Origin of the sequence: Streptomyces venezuelae (assembly GCF_008642315.1) — a bacterium.
Taxonomy (GTDB): Bacteria; Actinomycetota; Actinomycetes; order Streptomycetales; family Streptomycetaceae; genus Streptomyces; species Streptomyces venezuelae_D.
Genome location: NZ_CP029192.1, coordinates 2,610,151 through 2,623,952, shown reverse-complemented (window position 1 = coordinate 2,623,952; position 13,802 = coordinate 2,610,151). Strand labels below are relative to the sequence as shown.

The window sequence follows — 13,802 nt, the reverse complement described above, 5'->3', positions numbered from 1 at the left end:
AATCAGGGAACCGATCCGTGAACGACTCTTCCTGGGGGGCGCCCAGAGCCGGGTATTGGGGGCCGTCCGACCAGGGCCCCGGCCGGGGGGCGACCCCGCCGGGTCCCGCGTACGATGCGCAGGACGCGCTGTTTCCGTCCGAGACGCAGCCCATGCCCATCGTGCCCGACGTACCCGTGACCGGCGGAGACCAGGACGACGACCAGGGGGCCACTCGGATGGGCGGCCCCCTGTTCCGTGACGAGCCTCCGCAGGAGCCCATGCCCAGCGCACCACAGCCGCCGCCCGCCCCGGCCGCCCCGCAGAAGAAGAGCGCGGGCCGCGATCTCGGGGCAGCCATAGGAGTCGGTGTGGGACTCGGCGCGGTGATCATCGCGTCGCTGTTCATCGTGAAGGCCGTCTTCATCGGCGTGATAGCGGTCGCCGTCGTCGTCGGCCTCTGGGAGCTCACCTCCCGCCTGGAGGAGCGCAAGGGCATCAAGGCGCCCCTCGTGCCGCTCGCGGTGGGCGGCGCGGCGATGGTCGTCGCCGGGTACGTGCGCGGGACCGAGGGCGCGTGGGTCGCGATGGCGCTCACCGCGCTCGCCGTCCTCGTCTGGCGCATGACGGAACCGCCCGAGGGCTATCTGAAGGACGTCACGGCGGGGGTCTTCGCGGCCTTCTACGTCCCGTTCCTCGCGACCTTCGTGGCGCTGATGCTCACCGCGGACGACGGTCCGCAGCGGGTCCTCACGTTCCTGCTCCTGACCGTGGTCAGCGACACGGGGGCGTACGCGATCGGCTGGCGCTTCGGCAAACACAAGCTGGCGCCGCGCATCAGCCCCGGCAAGACCCGCGAGGGCCTGGTCGGCGCGGTCACCTTCGCGATGGCCGCGGGCGCGCTCTGCCTGCAGTTCCTCATCGACGACGGTGTGTGGTGGCAGGGCCTGGTGATCGGCTTCGCCGTCGCGGCGAGCGCCACGCTCGGCGACCTCGGCGAGTCCATGATCAAGCGGGACCTCGGCATCAAGGACATGGGCACGCTGCTGCCCGGCCACGGCGGCATCATGGACCGCCTGGACTCCCTCCTGCCGACGGCACCGGTGGTGTGGCTGCTGCTCGTGGCGTTCGTGGGGTCCGGCTGATCGGTTGGCACGGGGTCTGACCTGCGTAGATGTGCGTGAGGGGTTCGTTGTCCACAGGGCGGCGAGCCCCTTGTCGTATGTCTGCGACACTGGAAGGACCATGCCTGTACCCGGAGAACTCGTGTAATTCCGGTTGAAAACGGCCTCCTACCTGCGCTTTTAGCGTCGGTAGGAGGCCGTTTTCGTTGCTGTGGGCCGTCCCTGGGCCGTGAGAGCAGGATCAGCCCTCCAAACCGGACCACCCCGTAGCGCTCTTGGGGACGCGGGCAACGAGGTAGCGGGCGAGCGCTTGATACGGCCGCTGGTCGACCGGGAACCTCTCCTTGAGATTCTCCGCCTTCAGCAACTCCAGGCCGTGGCTGTCGCAGTACGCGCGGACCCAGGCGTCGGCCGTGTCGACCGCGTGATCGGGATTGGTGCTCGCCGCCGTCAGGATCTTGCCGAACGCGGGACCCTTCGCTGTGGTCATCGCTCCGAGGAGCCACTGACCGCCGTAGCGGGAGCCATGAACATGGAAGACGACCACACCGTCGCGGAACGCACCGGACGGGATGTCCAGCGGACTCCGCACGTCGTAGGCGAGCGGCATGGGTGCAGTCCTCTCGATGGCCGCGCGGGTCCGGTCGTCGCTGCTCGGCATCAGGTGTGCGTACACCCGGAGCGTCAGGCCAGGATCGGAGTGCCCCAGGTGATGGCTGACAGCCTTGACGCTCACGCCGGCGTCCAGCAGGACGGACGCGTAGAAGTGCCTCAGGGCGTGCATGCCGTGCTCGCGGGCCGACTGGTACTTGCCGTCGGCGTCGGCTTCCGGGATGAGGCCGGCCGCGGCGAGCGCGGGCTTCCACTCCTGGATGTTGAAGTTGCTGCGCCAGACGATCCCGCTGGCGGCGTTCGTGAAGAGCAGGCGGGCGGACACGAGGGGACCGTCCGGGGTGCGCCAGGGGAGTGCGATCTCCACCGGTTTGAACGAGCCCATGTGGACGCGTACGGATTCGGCGACCGACCGCGGCAGCGGTACGTCGCGTTCCTTGTTGCCTTTCGGGGGCGCAAATACGGCCGTGCCCCGGACCAGCTTCACCTGCCGGACTACCCGCAGGGTTGCGGACCTGAAGTCGAATGCGTCCTCGGCGAGCCCCACGATTTCCCCTTGCCGAAGGCCGCACCCGCTGCCCGCATCCACCATCGCTCGGTACCTCTCGGAGAGTGCAGCGCGGACAGCGGACACTTGCGAAGGAAGCCACGGCACGACGCGCCGCCTCTCTCCCGATGGGGGGCGGACAGATCTTGCTGAGCATGGATTGCGGGGGAGTAGGCCATCGTCGACGGCTGCGCTGAGGATGGCTCGGACGTCGCCGTAGATGTTGCGTGCGTATCCGCCGCTTACGGCGGGGTTGCTGGCCAGGATGCTGACGAGCTTTCGGATGTGCTCCGGGCGGAACGAGTCGAGCGGGCGCGAGCCGAGGATGGGAAATGCGTGCAGGCGTAGCCGCTGCTCGGTCGCGATCCGACTGGACACGTCAGCGGTGTGAGCCTGCAGCCACTTCTCGGCGTAGCTCTTGAAGGTGATCCGCGCCGCGCGCGGATCGACGTAGTTGCCGCGCGACATGTCGGACGCGAGGTCGGTGAGCCACTTCTCGGCGAGCCGCTTCTGTCCGTCGGGAAAGCTCTTGGACTTCTCGGAGCCGTCGGGCGCGACGTAGCGGGCGCGGTAGCGCTGCCCGACTCCGTGACGGTCGGTCTTGACCCGTACGTTCTTGCCGTCGGCGCCGGGTTCGGTCTTGTACCAGCGGTCTTGGACGTGGCCGGCCATGTGGTGACTGGGTCTCCTCATGCAGAAGGGAAGGCCACTGAGGTGGCCTTCCCTGGGGAACGGAGAGGTGCGGGACTACGCCGCGTCGGCCTCGGCGTGCCGTTGCTGGGCGACGTAAGCGCGGACGTCGGCGGGGTCGTAGCGAACGTGCTTGCCGACGCGGAAGCCGGGCGGGCCGGTGCGCTTCTTTCGCCACTGGTAGACCGTTTCGAGTGGTACCTCGAACATCGTGGCGATGTCGCTGGGAGTCAGGTAGCGGTCGGGGAGACCGCCGCGAAGAGTGGCGCGGGGGTCGACTTGTGCGGGGCGGGGTCGGCTCATGAGGTCCTCGGGGATGTGTCGTATGACGGTCGGTGGCCCTCGGTCTGCGTGTTGTCCTAGGTGCGGATTTCTGCGTCATCGCGTCACCTGCGTCAATCAGGCCTCTGACCTGTGGGCTTGTGTGACGCGGCAGGGCGGGCCCTGCGTCACCTGTGACACGGGCTCGCGTCACGCGGTGACGCGGGTGACGCGGGGTGACGCAGGATTCGCCGTCTGCGTCACCGGTGTCTGTGCTGGTCAGAGGCCGTCTGTCGGGCCGTGGTGACGCCGTGACGCAGATCTTCCCTACTTAGGAAAAAGAAGGGGTGGTTTCTGTGGTTGTACGTCGCCGCTTAGGACTTGAAGAACGGGCCGCTTCGCGGCGCGACTTGTGCAGGGCGGCTGTCGCCGCCGAACAGCAAGAGGAGCACCCCCGGCGCGGCGTGCTCCTCTTGCTTGTCTGCCTGTGCGGTGGTCAGAACGCGGGCTGCTGTGCGTGCGGCGGGGCAGAGGCCGGGCGGCTGATCTCGATGTAGCGGGCGGCGCGGGTGCGGCCCCACTCGACCAGGACGCCGCGGGCGGCCAGGGTGGGCTGGATGCGCCGCAGCCGGTCGGAAAGGACCTTGCCGGTGGTAGGCCAGCCCTTGGGCAGGGGGCGGCAGTCCTCGCCGCTGTAGAGGGCGGTGAGGCAGTGCAGCCACTCAGCCGACGTCATCCGTGCCTCTTCGCCCGGGGCGAGTGAGGCGGCGTGCTGAAGGACGGTCTGCGCGAGCAGATCACCTTCGATGACGTCGTCGTTCAGGTCGTCCAGGCTGGCCCGGTAGGCGGCCAGCGTCCCGAAGCTCATGGCCGCGTCGAGTTGCGCGCACAGGTGGGCGAAGTCGGCCATGCGCAGGTCGGTGGGGGTTTCTGCTTCGGCCGCGCGGACCTTGACGGTGAGGTCGAGCAGGGAGCCGAGGACGGTGGGCAGGATCTCGGCGTACTCCGCCCACAGTTCCGCTTCGGTGCGCCGTACCTGGGGGCGTTCCAGGCGCAGCGTGAGGAGGCGTTCGGCGAGGTCGGGGCGGATGATGCCGACGTCGATGCCGGTGAGCAACACGGGGCGGCGGTAGCGGGAGCGGACGACGTCGCCGTCGGTGAACAGGGCGCGCTTGATGCTCTCGGCGCCGGTGATGACGCAGCACATGAGGTCGGACAGGTCCGGGGCCAGGTGCGAGAGGTTGTCCAGGGCGGTGATCCATCCGGCGGCTACGGCCGTGATCATGTTCTCTTCGTCCTTGGGAGGCCGCCGCAGGTCGGCGCTCATGCCCTCGATGATGCGGATGAGCATCCGTCCGGCGGTCGACTTGCCCGCGCCCTGCGGGCCGGTGAGGAACGGCGCCGGGACGGGAACGGACGGTTCGAGGCAGCCGATGAGCCAGGCGAGGGCCAGGCATTCGGTCTGGGCGTCGGCGAAGTTGCACAGCCGCAGCAGCAGATCCAGGCCCTTACCGCCTGTCTGCTTCTCGGGGAGGGGGAGTTCGCCGGTGAGCTGGGTGCGCCGCCAGCAGACCTCTTCGGGGTCGGGGATGCGGATGTCCCAGCCGGTGGGGTGGATGCGTACGGACTGTCCGTCGTCGCGGCCCAGGTCGAGCCAGGTGGCGCCGTCGAAGCCGGGGGCGACGCGGATGTGGGTGGGCTGTACCTGCTCGGCGAGCGCGAGTGCTTCGATCAAGTCCAACGCCTCCTTGAGGGCGGTTCCGTTGAAGACGCCGACCTCGTCGCGGAAGAGGCCGACCATGAGTTCTTGGCGGTGGCTCCCGGTGGTGCCCTGGGAGCGGATGGGGCGGGCCACGGGGTGGCCGGTGCGCTGGGCGTACACGGTGCCGTCGACCGTGCGGAAGTACCGGAAGTGGGACTGCGCGTAGTCGGTGATGACCTTGCGCGCCGGGTCCTTCTCCTCGTCGGACACGGTCAGAGTCCCAACTTGGACCGGGCGTTGGTCCATGCGTCGGTGCAGTGCCGCAGGGTCTCGCCCTTGGTCTGTGCGGCGGTGAACAGGCGGGTGATGTGGGCGTCGGTGAGGCAGCCGCACCGGCCGTGGGTGGAGAGCACTGCCAGGAACGTGCGGTAGACGGTGGCGTGCACGCCGCTGGTGGCCTCGGTGATGCGCTGTTCGGCCATCGTGAGGCCGCGGTCCAGGTAGGCCGGCGTGCGGTGCGGGCAGGCGCCGCCCCCGCCCGGTGCGGGCACGGTGGAGGCGGGCACCGACCGGGCCGGGGCGGGCTTCACGCCCAGTGCCCGGACCGTGTCGGGCAGGGCGGTGGGGCGGCCGGTGCCGGGCCCCAGCCAGCGGGCGTAGGCCATACGGGACTTGATGTCGATGCCGGGGCGGACGCCGTTGGCGGAGGGCATGGTGCCCAGGTAGATCCAGTGCTGGCCGCGTGTGGTGGGCACGGTGCGGGTGCGCGGGAGGTGGGCGTGGGCCCAGGCGATGGCGTCGGCGTCATCGAGGTCGACGACGGTCAGTCGCGCCCCGCCGGGGTGGTAGGCGACCGCGGCGGCCCGCTGCCAGGCGGTCGCCCAGGCGGTGGAGGTGAGGGTGTCGGGGTTGGTGGTTGCGGCGGCCCAGGCGTGGCAGGGGTGCGGGCAGGTGCAGGGCCCGGCCTGCTTCATGTTCGGCCGGCCGCCGCATGCGTTCTTGGCGCAGGCCGGGCAGTTGTTGAAGGGGGCCTTGCCCACGCGCAGCGGCAGGACGGGGACGCCCTTGGACGCGAGCGTGAGCGCGGTGGCCAGCAGCCCGGTCGGCTGTGGCCTGAGAGGGGCTCGCCGGGGTGGGGCGCAAGGGTTCATGCTGGGGGTCTCCTGCTTCTGTGATGAGGACGGGAGAACCGGGGCGGGCCGCAGTCTTTGGCGAGAGGGCGGCCCGCCTCGGGCGTGCTCTAGGTCATGCACCAGCCGGAGTCACAGCCGGTGTCCCACTCGTCGAAGGGCAGCGTGTCGACGCCGTCCGGGATCGCGGCCCGCAGGCTCCGGTTGAACCGGGTCAGCCAGACGTGGTCTTTGCCGAGTTCGTCACGTCGCCGGTTGAGGAGTTCTTCGAGCTGGCAGGCCTTCTCGAACAGCTCCGGCTCAGTGCGGCGCATGTCATGCCACGTCTCCGGCCGGTGGAACGGGCAGAACCAGCATGATGACTTGGGCGGCACCGGCAGGCCCGCGGCGCGGATGATGCGGGCGCAGTCGATACGCCGGATACCGCGCTCCAACAGCGGGTACTCGATGCGCTCGTGCGGCTCGCAGCGCCGGTTGTTCGCCCGCTGGATCTCGTCCAGGCTGATCCCGATCCCGACCGTGGCGGGCGCGTCCTTGGTGGCGCCGCGCCGCTTGAGTTCATCGGCGATGACCTCGATTTTGAACTGGGCCGTGCACGAGCGGGTGCCAGGGGCCCCGTTCGACATTCGCACCGGGATTTTCAGCGACCGCGAGCCCTCCCGAGTCAGGTCCTGTAAGAGGGTGCGGACCTCACCGGATCGCTTCATCACGCGGTCGAGAACGACCAGCTCAAGGCCGTGCGCTTTGGCGTAGGGGATGGCGTACTGGCGCAGGTAGGCGATGGTGCCGGGGTGTTCGGAGTCGTCCCCCACGTTCGCCATCAGAAAAGTGTGGTAGTCCAGCTCCCCCTGGGCCGCGAGAACCAGAGCGGCCGTGGACTGGACCCCGCCGCCGTAGCTGAACGACCGCAACACCTCAGTGCTCGTGATCGACTGTGTGGTGGGCATGTGATTCTCCTGTTTCTGTGATGAGGACGGGAGAACCGGGGCGGGCCGCAGTCTTTGGCGAGAGGACAGCCCGCCCCGGGCTCAGCTAGAACGGGGGCTTCTCGCTGAACGTCGAGTCGCCCGACGGCTGGCCGGTGTTCCACGGGTCAGCGCCGGCCGCGGCGGCGCCGTTGCTGCGCTTTCCCTGGATGGTGACGTTGGTGAAGCGCAGGCTGGCGCCGATCTCGTCGACCTCCAAGGCGAGCATGGAGCGGTTCTCGCCCTCGGGGGTCTGCCAGTCGTGTTGCCGGATGCGGCCGAAGGCGACCACGCGGGAGCCCTTGGTCAGCGAGTCGCCGATGTGTTCGGCGAGGTGGCGCCAGGCGGCGCAGCGGAAGAACGTGGACGTGCCGTCCTTCCACTGGTTGGAGTCGCGGTCGAAGACGCGCGGGGTGGCCGCGATGGTGAACTTGGCGAGCGCGGCCCCGCCCTCGGTGAACTTGATTTCGGGGTCGGCGGTGAGGTTGCCGACGACGGTGATGGGGGTCTCTCCGAACGACATGGAATCTCCCTGGTCAGTGGGTTCGAAGGGGGGTTTCGCTGCTGTAGCCGTGGGCGGCCCACGGGTCGGTGTGACGGTGCGGGGGCCAGCGGCGGCGCGGGAGCCAAAGCACGATCCAGCGGCGCTGTTCGTCCCAGCAGTGGCACGGGTCCCAGTTGGTACCGGCGTACTCGCCGGTCTCGGGGTCGCCGTAGTCGTACTCCGCACCGCCCGCGCCTTCGCAGTCGGGGCAGTCGGGGCGGGGCGTGTCGGTCAGGACGAGGGCGGGCCGGGGCCAGGTGGTGCGCTGGATGCGCAACCGGGCCATCAGCGTGTGTCCTTGGGCGGCAGCTGCAGGCGCCGAGCGGCTTCGTGCAGCTTGGTGTTGAGCACGGAGGGGGCGTGGTCGGTGAGGGAGAGCAGGGCGACCGCGGCGGCGACGATGACGTCGGCCAGTTCCTGGGCGACGTCGTTGCGGCTGTGGGTCAGGCCCTTGCGGGGGTTCTGGCCGGTGGCGCCGATGTACGCGGCGGCGGCTTCCCCGGCCTCCTCGTTGACCTTGAGCAGGCGCATTGCGATCTCGTGTTCGTCGCGGCCGTTGGCCGCGTCCAGGGCGGCGGTGATGCGGGCCGTGACGGGCCACAGGGCGGCACTCATGCGGGGATCTCCTGGGGGTCGGTGCGGATGACGGCGAAGGTGTCGTTGGCCTGGTCGTAGTGGACGTGGACCGGGCCGGGGGCCTCGTTGCGGGCCTGGGTGGCACGGTGCGCGGCCACGAGGGAGGCGCGGGTGTCGCCGGCCGGGTAGGAGTCGAGCAGGACGGGGTGTCCTGCGGTGCACTCGCGGCAGGCCATGGCGCTACTCCTGGCCGTGGGTGCGAACGTCGGCGGTCTGCGTATGTCCGGGCTGGGGCGTGGGGCTGGCGTCCTCGTCGCGCCCGTCGATGACGGCGGCGAGGGCGAGAACGAGCAGGACGATCAGGGCCCAGAACCATATGGGCCGCCGGGCGGGGGCGACCGGGGTGATGCTGATCTCGTAGCGCGTGGCAGTGCTCTTACCCAACAGCATGGTGAAGCCTCCGAGTTGTGACAGGACGTGGGGCGCGGGCCGGTGGGCCTGCCCGACCTTCGCGACCGCAGATGGACAGATGAAGGCCAGGAAGACCGGCCAGAGTTGGCTCTGGGCGGCTGGGTTCGTCCGTAAATGGACGTGGGTCAGACAGGGGCGATCTAACGGGCTGTGGCTGACGAGCTCAGGGGCCTCGCGCCTGAAGCGCTCGTGGCGAATACGAGCGGATAGTCAATTTTTAGCCATTTAGGTCAATTTGAGCCCGTTCTACAGCGCTGTAGATTTCGATCGGGTCTCAAATACGCAAAGCGGAACGAACTGGGCTCCAGCCCTGGCGGGTGCACACGCGTTGGAAATTTCCGCAACTTCCCTACACCGCAGGGGAATTGACGTGCCGTTGTCTCGCCGCATTGAGGCGAGGCTGGCAAAGATTTGATCATGCTACGGTCCTTTGGTCCGAACAGCCCCGAGAAATTCCTAGCGTTATGAAGGCAGAGGTTACGAGTGATCAAGTCCCGTGTTTTTAAGGCAACTTGCTCGGCAGTCATGACTGGTGCGCTGCTTGCTGCGGTTGCCCCTGCGGCGTCTGCCACAACTGCTAGGCAGGGCGAAATAAAGCCCGCCGCAGTAGCGGCAGTTGACGATGGTGGTGCTTACCTGGACCTCGCCTCGCAGGGATACACCTACGAAGAGGCTGTCGAGGCATTCAAGGATTCCCCGGTCGTCACCGTGGTAAAGGGTGAGGTGCCGGAGAGTGACGCGACCGAGGTCGTGGCGCGTGGTGTCAGCCTTGGTTGGTACGTCTACGTGAAGCTGAGTAAGTCTCAGGCCAAGGCCGTCAATGCTGGATCTGCGGCTACTGCAGCCGGTCTCATCGGCGCCATCACCGGAGGGATCGGCGGAGCCGTCGCCGCAGGTGTCTACGCCGCGGTTGTATCCATGGGCAACGAAAAGATCGACAAGTGCAAGAAGGGTGTAGAGTTCAAGTTCACCTACCTTGCCAAGTTCAAGGGCGCCAAGTGCTACTAAACGCCTAGGAGGGGAGCATGCGCACCCCATCAGCTATCGGAACGGCCGCCGCCGCATTCGCCTTCTTCTTCGTCCTGCTAATCGGTAGCGAATTTGTGGCAGATGACGGAAGCATGGCTCAGTCGGCCCTGTTCTATTTGGCTATTGCTGTACCGGGCGCCCTGTTGGTCTTCTGGGTTGCAACTAGAGGCCGAAGGTGACTCGCACCCCGAGGTGAAAGGCATGTTTCACCTCGGGGTAAAGCACTCTCTCGGACGTGCGGGACCCAGGCTCTGCCTAATCTTCAGCTGTATGTGCAGGTGTCGTTCTCACTGCGTATGACTGTGCTCCGATATGGGTTCCGGATCAAAAGCCCGTGGGACGAAGCTCGTGTCCGATGGGCGCCTAGGGAATTTGATCCCGATCTGTTGTTGACTCAGGCGGCGTGGTCGATGACGTTGGGCGGCATCTCCCACGACCACTGCCCGCGCGTGGCAGGCCTGGCGACGGGGCCTTTACCCTGGGCGGCGTCGCGGCGCCGGGAGGTGAAGCACAGCCGCTTCTCGTAGTCGGTCACCAACGTCTGCACGAGGTTGACGTGCCGCCCGGTCTGCCAGATGGCCTGACCCCGGCCCAGCAGCGGGATCTGTCGCACCGCCCAGTCGGGCAGGGAGAACAGCCCCCGGCACTGCTCCGCTTCCCCTTCGTCCATCTGGTGCAGGACCCGGGTGGAGGCCAGCCGCAGGAGGTCCTTGGCCTCCTCGGAGGTGGCGTCTTTGGCGCTGTGCGCAACGGAGGTGACGGACAGGCCCTCGCGGCGGGAGTACTTCATCATCCGCTGCAACAGCGCGGCCGTGGCCGGATGCTTGAGGATCTGCCACGCCTCCTCAACGATCAACGTCGAGTGGATACCGTGATCGGCGCCGCCCTGAGCGAGCCACACCGACTCCAGGAACACCCCCACGACCGACATCAGCGCGGGCAGGGCGATGGAGGTGCGGTCGATGCGGGAAAAGTCGAACACGGTCAGCTTCGCATCCAACGACACCGACGTTTCCCCATCGAGCATCCCGCGGGTCGCGGAGCGGATGAACGGAGACAGCGCCTGCACCACTTCCTGCCCGAAGGCGAGCAGCTGCGCGGCATCGAAGCGCCCGGGGATGGCGTCTGCTTCCAGGGAGGTGACCGCGCCCATCAACCCGGACAGCGTCCGGGCCGCGGGGGATTCCATGGCCGCGTCCAGCGCCATGCGCGCCCCCGGAGAGAGCGGCCGGTGCCCGCCGAGCTCGGCGAGCACCGCGACCAGCTGCACCCGGTGCAGCGGCGGGATCCGAGGATCCAGGGGGTTCATGCACACCCCGTCACCGAAGCGGACCGGGGTGAGGTGAAGGGCCGCGGCGACCGCGTCCCACTCGCCCACCCCGTCTTCGCCCTTGGCGTCCAGGACGGCGTAGCGGCGCCGAGGGCGGGCCATGTCCCGCAGCGACATGACCTTGGTGTTGGTGGACTTGCCGTTGCCCAGCGTGCCCAGAAGCGCCATGCCGGTGGACGGCAGAACCTCCTGGTCGCAGTCCACCGGGGTCATCCGGAACGGGGAGCCATCCAGCAGCGAGGCACCGATCAGCGCCCCGTCGGTGACCGGCTTGCAGGCATATCCGGGGAACAGGCCCGCTGCCTGGCGGGTGGTGGTGGTCAGCATGTGATCTCCCCTCCCGGGAGAGGCTGGGTGGCGTGCCAGCCCTTCTCGTGTTCGCGGTCCATCCACATCAGGTGCGCGCCGGCCGACACCGCGCCCTGCTCCACGTCGCGGCGGAACTCCTTCAGCTCCGTCTCGTCGCGGGCTTGGATCATCACGTGGGCGGCGACCTTCACGTAGGCGGCGCCATCGGAGATGTCCTCCTCATGCAGTTCAGCCGCGCGGCGTCCGGTGCGGGTGGAGGTCTTCTCCCGGCGCACGTCCTGCTCATCGCGGGCGGTCGCGGTGCGCAGCATCTCCCCGGTCTCCAGCCGCTTTTCCGCCTTGCGCCGGTCCAAGGGCAGGTACTCCACGACCGTGGTGCGGGTGACCCGGGGCAGCGTGGTGATCATCGGGCGCCAGAAGTCCGCGGCCCGCTCCCCCCGCCGGAAGTCGGTGACATCCGCGGTCGCGGTGACGAAGTCCCCGGACCGGAACAGGGTTTCGTGGATCTCGTAGGGGTCGCTGCCCTTGATCGGGGCGAGGGCGATGTCCCAGGTGGCGCGGTCCCACATGCGGCCGGTGTCGATCCCGCACACCTGCGCCTGCTCGTAGGCGGCTTGGGCCCAGGCGGTCTCTTCCTCGACGTCGGGGCCGTGGGCGGGCACGGACAGCAGGATGACGGTGGAGTGCACATCGCACGCCCCGTTCACCAGGCCCATGAGCTGGCGGTAGGAGTCGGCCAGGTCGCCGTCTCCCTCGGCGCGCACGTCGTGCCCGCCCGTGTGGGGGCTGACGGCGTGCACGATGCGCACGCAACTGCCGTGGCCGGTGGCCGCGACCCACTCCAGGAACGCGGCCAGCGCGTTGTGTGCGCGGTCGCGGTGGACGTCGTCCTTGAGGGCGGCGCCGTCGGTGACCCACTCGAACGCGGCCAGCAGCCTGCCCCCACCCTGTGGGAAGGCGTATCCGTCGCGTTCGTGCCAGACCACATCGTTGATGTGGGTGAAGGTGGTGTGGTGGGGCAGGGCCCCCTCCGCATCATCGGCGAAGGAGGCCAGCTCACTCTCGTACCGGCGCACGGCCCGTTTCAGGGCGCGCTTCCTGAGCGCGTGACCGCCGCGACGGCCCACCCGTTCGACGACCGTCGATCCGCCCGTCTTGACCAGCGACAGGGCCCCGGCAAGCGCCGTCGGGATGATGCAGGTCAGGGTCCCCAGAATGCCGGGCACGGCCATCCCGTGCACGGCGCTGAGCGCGACGCCGGCGCCCATGACGGTCAGGTCAGTGCGTGACGGGGGGAGCTTGAGTGTCTCGGTCTCGTAGAGGGGGTCGAGCAGGTACGTCCGTGACCCGGACATGGCGGATCCTCTCCTGTCGAGCGGGCGTAGAACGGGACGGTGCCGACGGGGCGGCTTGACTGGGGTGCGCCGACCGGCCCGGGGCCTTCAACGCGGCACGGACGCCCTTGCCGCCGCCCGCGTAGGGGCGGCGCCCCGGCGCGTGCACGGACGCCGCAGGCTGGGGCATCTTGCCCCTGGCGGGCCTGGACTGCGCGGCGGCCAGCCGCTTGGCGTGGGCCCGGCGTTCGGCATCGGCGGGCATCTTGGTCACCGCAGTGCGGCCCTCGCTCTGCGTCCGCAGCTTGGGGGCGCGGGTGACGGCCGCGGCGACACTCTTGGCCATCGCCGGGAGGCTCAGCAGGATGTACAGGCACACCACCGCCGTGGCGGCGGTCAGCAGCAGATCGTTCAGCGCGCTTTTCGGCAGCACCTTGCGGAACATCAGCACGATGGCGACCGGCACCCTAGCCAGGAACACCGCCGCGAGCAGATGCAGCAGCATCTTCCCGCTGCGGGATTGCAGCCAGCCCTTGCCTACCCCGAGCGCGGCGGACAGCGGCAGGAACACCACCGCCGCCAGCACGGCCAGGGGCGAGATGACGCACAGCAGCCACAGCGGGCCGACCGCGAACAGCACCACCGCGGCTTGTGCCAGGCGTCCGTAGGGGTTGCCGGTGGAGCCCAGCAGGGACTTTTCCATGCCCTTGAACGGGTGGTCGGCCAGGTCGGCGTAGATGAGCGCGGAGAACTGGCCCAGCGCGAACGCGATCAGGACCACCGCCGTCGGGATGACGGTCACCAGGAACAGCAGCCCGAAGAACCGGCCGCCGGCCGAGCCCGCCTTCTTGAAGGCGGGCCCCGAAGGGCGGGCGATCCAGAAGATCAGCCCGCCCACCAGAACAACCGCACCGATCAGCACGGCGATGCCCGCCACCGGGTTGTACACCTTCGCCAGCGTGCCGCCCTTCAGGCCGCCGAGGGGATCGGCGGCGGCCATCATCGACTTGTCCATCAGCCGGTACAGCGCCGATGCCTGGTCGGAGAGCCAGTTGGCGGCGGCGCCCAGCGGATCGAGCGCATCGGGCCGGTGCGGCGTCAGGTCGTCCGGCGCGACCCCCTTGCCGCCGCTGCCCTCGCCGCGCTCGCAGTACTTACGGGCGTCACCCCTGATGTACTGGCAGGGATTGTCGGCCATG

At 68.8% G+C, this 13,802-nt stretch carries 14 protein-coding genes and 1 pseudogene; 2 read left to right on the top strand and 13 right to left on the bottom strand.

Going from position 1 to position 13,802, the window contains the following annotated elements:
• Positions 1 to 17: 17 nt before the first annotated feature.
• On the top strand, positions 18 to 1,124 hold the full coding sequence (locus tag DEJ48_RS10850) for a phosphatidate cytidylyltransferase (protein WP_150215951.1): 1,107 nt from the start codon (positions 18 to 20) through the stop codon (positions 1,122 to 1,124).
• A 598-nt stretch (positions 1,125 to 1,722) separates the two neighbouring features.
• Here DEJ48_RS10850 and DEJ48_RS10845 read toward each other — a convergent pair.
• From DEJ48_RS10845 to DEJ48_RS10800, 10 genes and pseudogenes are all read right to left on the bottom strand, one after another.
• Positions 1,723 to 2,934, bottom strand: a pseudogene (locus tag DEJ48_RS10845) (tyrosine-type recombinase/integrase); the annotation flags it as partial.
• A 75-nt stretch (positions 2,935 to 3,009) separates the two neighbouring features.
• On the bottom strand, positions 3,010 to 3,255 hold the full coding sequence (locus tag DEJ48_RS10840; protein WP_150215949.1) for a helix-turn-helix domain-containing protein: 246 nt from the start codon (positions 3,253 to 3,255) through the stop codon (positions 3,010 to 3,012).
• A gap of 454 nt (positions 3,256 to 3,709) precedes the next feature.
• Entirely contained in the window at positions 3,710 to 5,221 is a 1,512-nt protein-coding gene (locus tag DEJ48_RS10835; protein WP_411757443.1) for an ATP-binding protein, read from the bottom strand.
• The gene (locus tag DEJ48_RS10830) at positions 5,188 to 6,066 is read right to left on the bottom strand and encodes a bifunctional DNA primase/polymerase (protein WP_150215947.1); all 879 of its coding nucleotides are present in this window, start codon (positions 6,064 to 6,066) and stop codon (positions 5,188 to 5,190) included. Before DEJ48_RS10830 ends, DEJ48_RS10835 begins: the two co-directional genes overlap by 34 nt.
• Positions 6,067 to 6,155: 89 nt before the next feature.
• On the bottom strand, positions 6,156 to 6,992 hold the full coding sequence (locus DEJ48_RS10825; RefSeq protein ID WP_150215946.1) for a phosphoadenosine phosphosulfate reductase: 837 nt from the start codon (positions 6,990 to 6,992) through the stop codon (positions 6,156 to 6,158).
• 85 nt (positions 6,993 to 7,077) lie between these two features.
• Complete coding sequence (gene ssb, locus DEJ48_RS10820; RefSeq protein ID WP_150215945.1) at positions 7,078 to 7,533, bottom strand: single-stranded DNA-binding protein; 456 nt, start codon at positions 7,531 to 7,533, stop codon at positions 7,078 to 7,080.
• Between the two features lie 13 nt (positions 7,534 to 7,546).
• Positions 7,547 to 7,840 carry a hypothetical protein gene (locus tag DEJ48_RS10815; protein ID WP_150215944.1) on the bottom strand — a complete coding sequence of 98 codons (294 nt, stop codon included), beginning with the start codon at positions 7,838 to 7,840 and terminating at the stop codon, positions 7,547 to 7,549.
• Positions 7,840 to 8,169, bottom strand: a complete 330-nt coding sequence (locus DEJ48_RS10810) for a hypothetical protein (RefSeq protein WP_150215943.1) — start codon at positions 8,167 to 8,169, stop codon at positions 7,840 to 7,842. The genes DEJ48_RS10815 and DEJ48_RS10810 overlap by 1 nt, the downstream gene beginning before the upstream one ends.
• Complete coding sequence (locus tag DEJ48_RS10805; protein WP_150215942.1) at positions 8,166 to 8,366, bottom strand: hypothetical protein; 201 nt, start codon at positions 8,364 to 8,366, stop codon at positions 8,166 to 8,168. Before DEJ48_RS10805 ends, DEJ48_RS10810 begins: the two co-directional genes overlap by 4 nt.
• 4 nt (positions 8,367 to 8,370) lie before the next feature.
• Positions 8,371 to 8,580: a hypothetical protein gene (locus DEJ48_RS10800; RefSeq protein WP_150215941.1), complete on the bottom strand. Its 210-nt coding sequence runs from the start codon at positions 8,578 to 8,580 to the stop codon at positions 8,371 to 8,373.
• 546 nt (positions 8,581 to 9,126) lie between these two features.
• Here DEJ48_RS10800 and DEJ48_RS10795 point away from each other — a divergent pair.
• Complete coding sequence (locus DEJ48_RS10795) at positions 9,127 to 9,609, top strand: hypothetical protein (RefSeq protein ID WP_150215940.1); 483 nt, start codon at positions 9,127 to 9,129, stop codon at positions 9,607 to 9,609.
• 415 nt (positions 9,610 to 10,024) lie between these two features.
• Here DEJ48_RS10795 and DEJ48_RS10790 read toward each other — a convergent pair whose 3' ends face one another.
• The 3 genes from DEJ48_RS10790 to DEJ48_RS10780 are packed head-to-tail and all read right to left on the bottom strand — an operon-like array spanning position 10,025 to position 13,801.
• Positions 10,025 to 11,287 carry a hypothetical protein gene (locus DEJ48_RS10790; protein WP_150215939.1) on the bottom strand — a complete coding sequence of 421 codons (1,263 nt, stop codon included), beginning with the start codon at positions 11,285 to 11,287 and terminating at the stop codon, positions 10,025 to 10,027.
• A complete protein-coding gene (locus tag DEJ48_RS10785) occupies positions 11,281 to 12,624 on the bottom strand; it encodes a hypothetical protein (RefSeq protein ID WP_150215938.1) in 1,344 nt (447 codons plus the stop codon). Before DEJ48_RS10785 ends, DEJ48_RS10790 begins: the two co-directional genes overlap by 7 nt.
• The gene (locus DEJ48_RS10780) at positions 12,548 to 13,801 is read right to left on the bottom strand and encodes a hypothetical protein (protein ID WP_150215937.1); all 1,254 of its coding nucleotides are present in this window, start codon (positions 13,799 to 13,801) and stop codon (positions 12,548 to 12,550) included. Before DEJ48_RS10780 ends, DEJ48_RS10785 begins: the two co-directional genes overlap by 77 nt.
• Between the last annotated feature and the right edge of the window lies 1 nt (position 13,802).

Excerpts from the sequence above, each read along its gene's own strand:
- DEJ48_RS10785 (WP_150215938.1), bottom strand. The coding sequence starts at position 12,624 with ATGTCCGGGTCACGGACGTACCTGCTCGACCCCCTCTACGAGACCGAG.
- DEJ48_RS10830 (WP_150215947.1), bottom strand. The coding sequence starts at position 6,066 with ATGAACCCTTGCGCCCCACCCCGGCGAGCCCCTCTCAGGCCACAGCCG.
- DEJ48_RS10790 (WP_150215939.1), bottom strand. The coding sequence starts at position 11,287 with ATGCTGACCACCACCACCCGCCAGGCAGCGGGCCTGTTCCCCGGATAT.
- DEJ48_RS10825 (WP_150215946.1), bottom strand. The coding sequence starts at position 6,992 with ATGCCCACCACACAGTCGATCACGAGCACTGAGGTGTTGCGGTCGTTC.
- DEJ48_RS10810 (WP_150215943.1), bottom strand. The coding sequence starts at position 8,169 with ATGAGTGCCGCCCTGTGGCCCGTCACGGCCCGCATCACCGCCGCCCTG.
- DEJ48_RS10835 (WP_411757443.1), bottom strand. The coding sequence starts at position 5,221 with ATGGACCAACGCCCGGTCCAAGTTGGGACTCTGACCGTGTCCGACGAG.
- DEJ48_RS10805 (WP_150215942.1), bottom strand. The coding sequence starts at position 8,366 with ATGGCCTGCCGCGAGTGCACCGCAGGACACCCCGTCCTGCTCGACTCC.
- DEJ48_RS10795 (WP_150215940.1), top strand. The coding sequence starts at position 9,127 with ATGACTGGTGCGCTGCTTGCTGCGGTTGCCCCTGCGGCGTCTGCCACA.
- DEJ48_RS10840 (WP_150215949.1), bottom strand. The coding sequence starts at position 3,255 with ATGAGCCGACCCCGCCCCGCACAAGTCGACCCCCGCGCCACTCTTCGC.
- DEJ48_RS10815 (WP_150215944.1), bottom strand. The coding sequence starts at position 7,840 with ATGGCCCGGTTGCGCATCCAGCGCACCACCTGGCCCCGGCCCGCCCTC.
- DEJ48_RS10780 (WP_150215937.1), bottom strand. The coding sequence starts at position 13,801 with ATGGCCGACAATCCCTGCCAGTACATCAGGGGTGACGCCCGTAAGTAC.
- ssb (WP_150215945.1), bottom strand. The coding sequence starts at position 7,533 with ATGTCGTTCGGAGAGACCCCCATCACCGTCGTCGGCAACCTCACCGCC.
- DEJ48_RS10800 (WP_150215941.1), bottom strand. The coding sequence starts at position 8,580 with ATGCTGTTGGGTAAGAGCACTGCCACGCGCTACGAGATCAGCATCACC.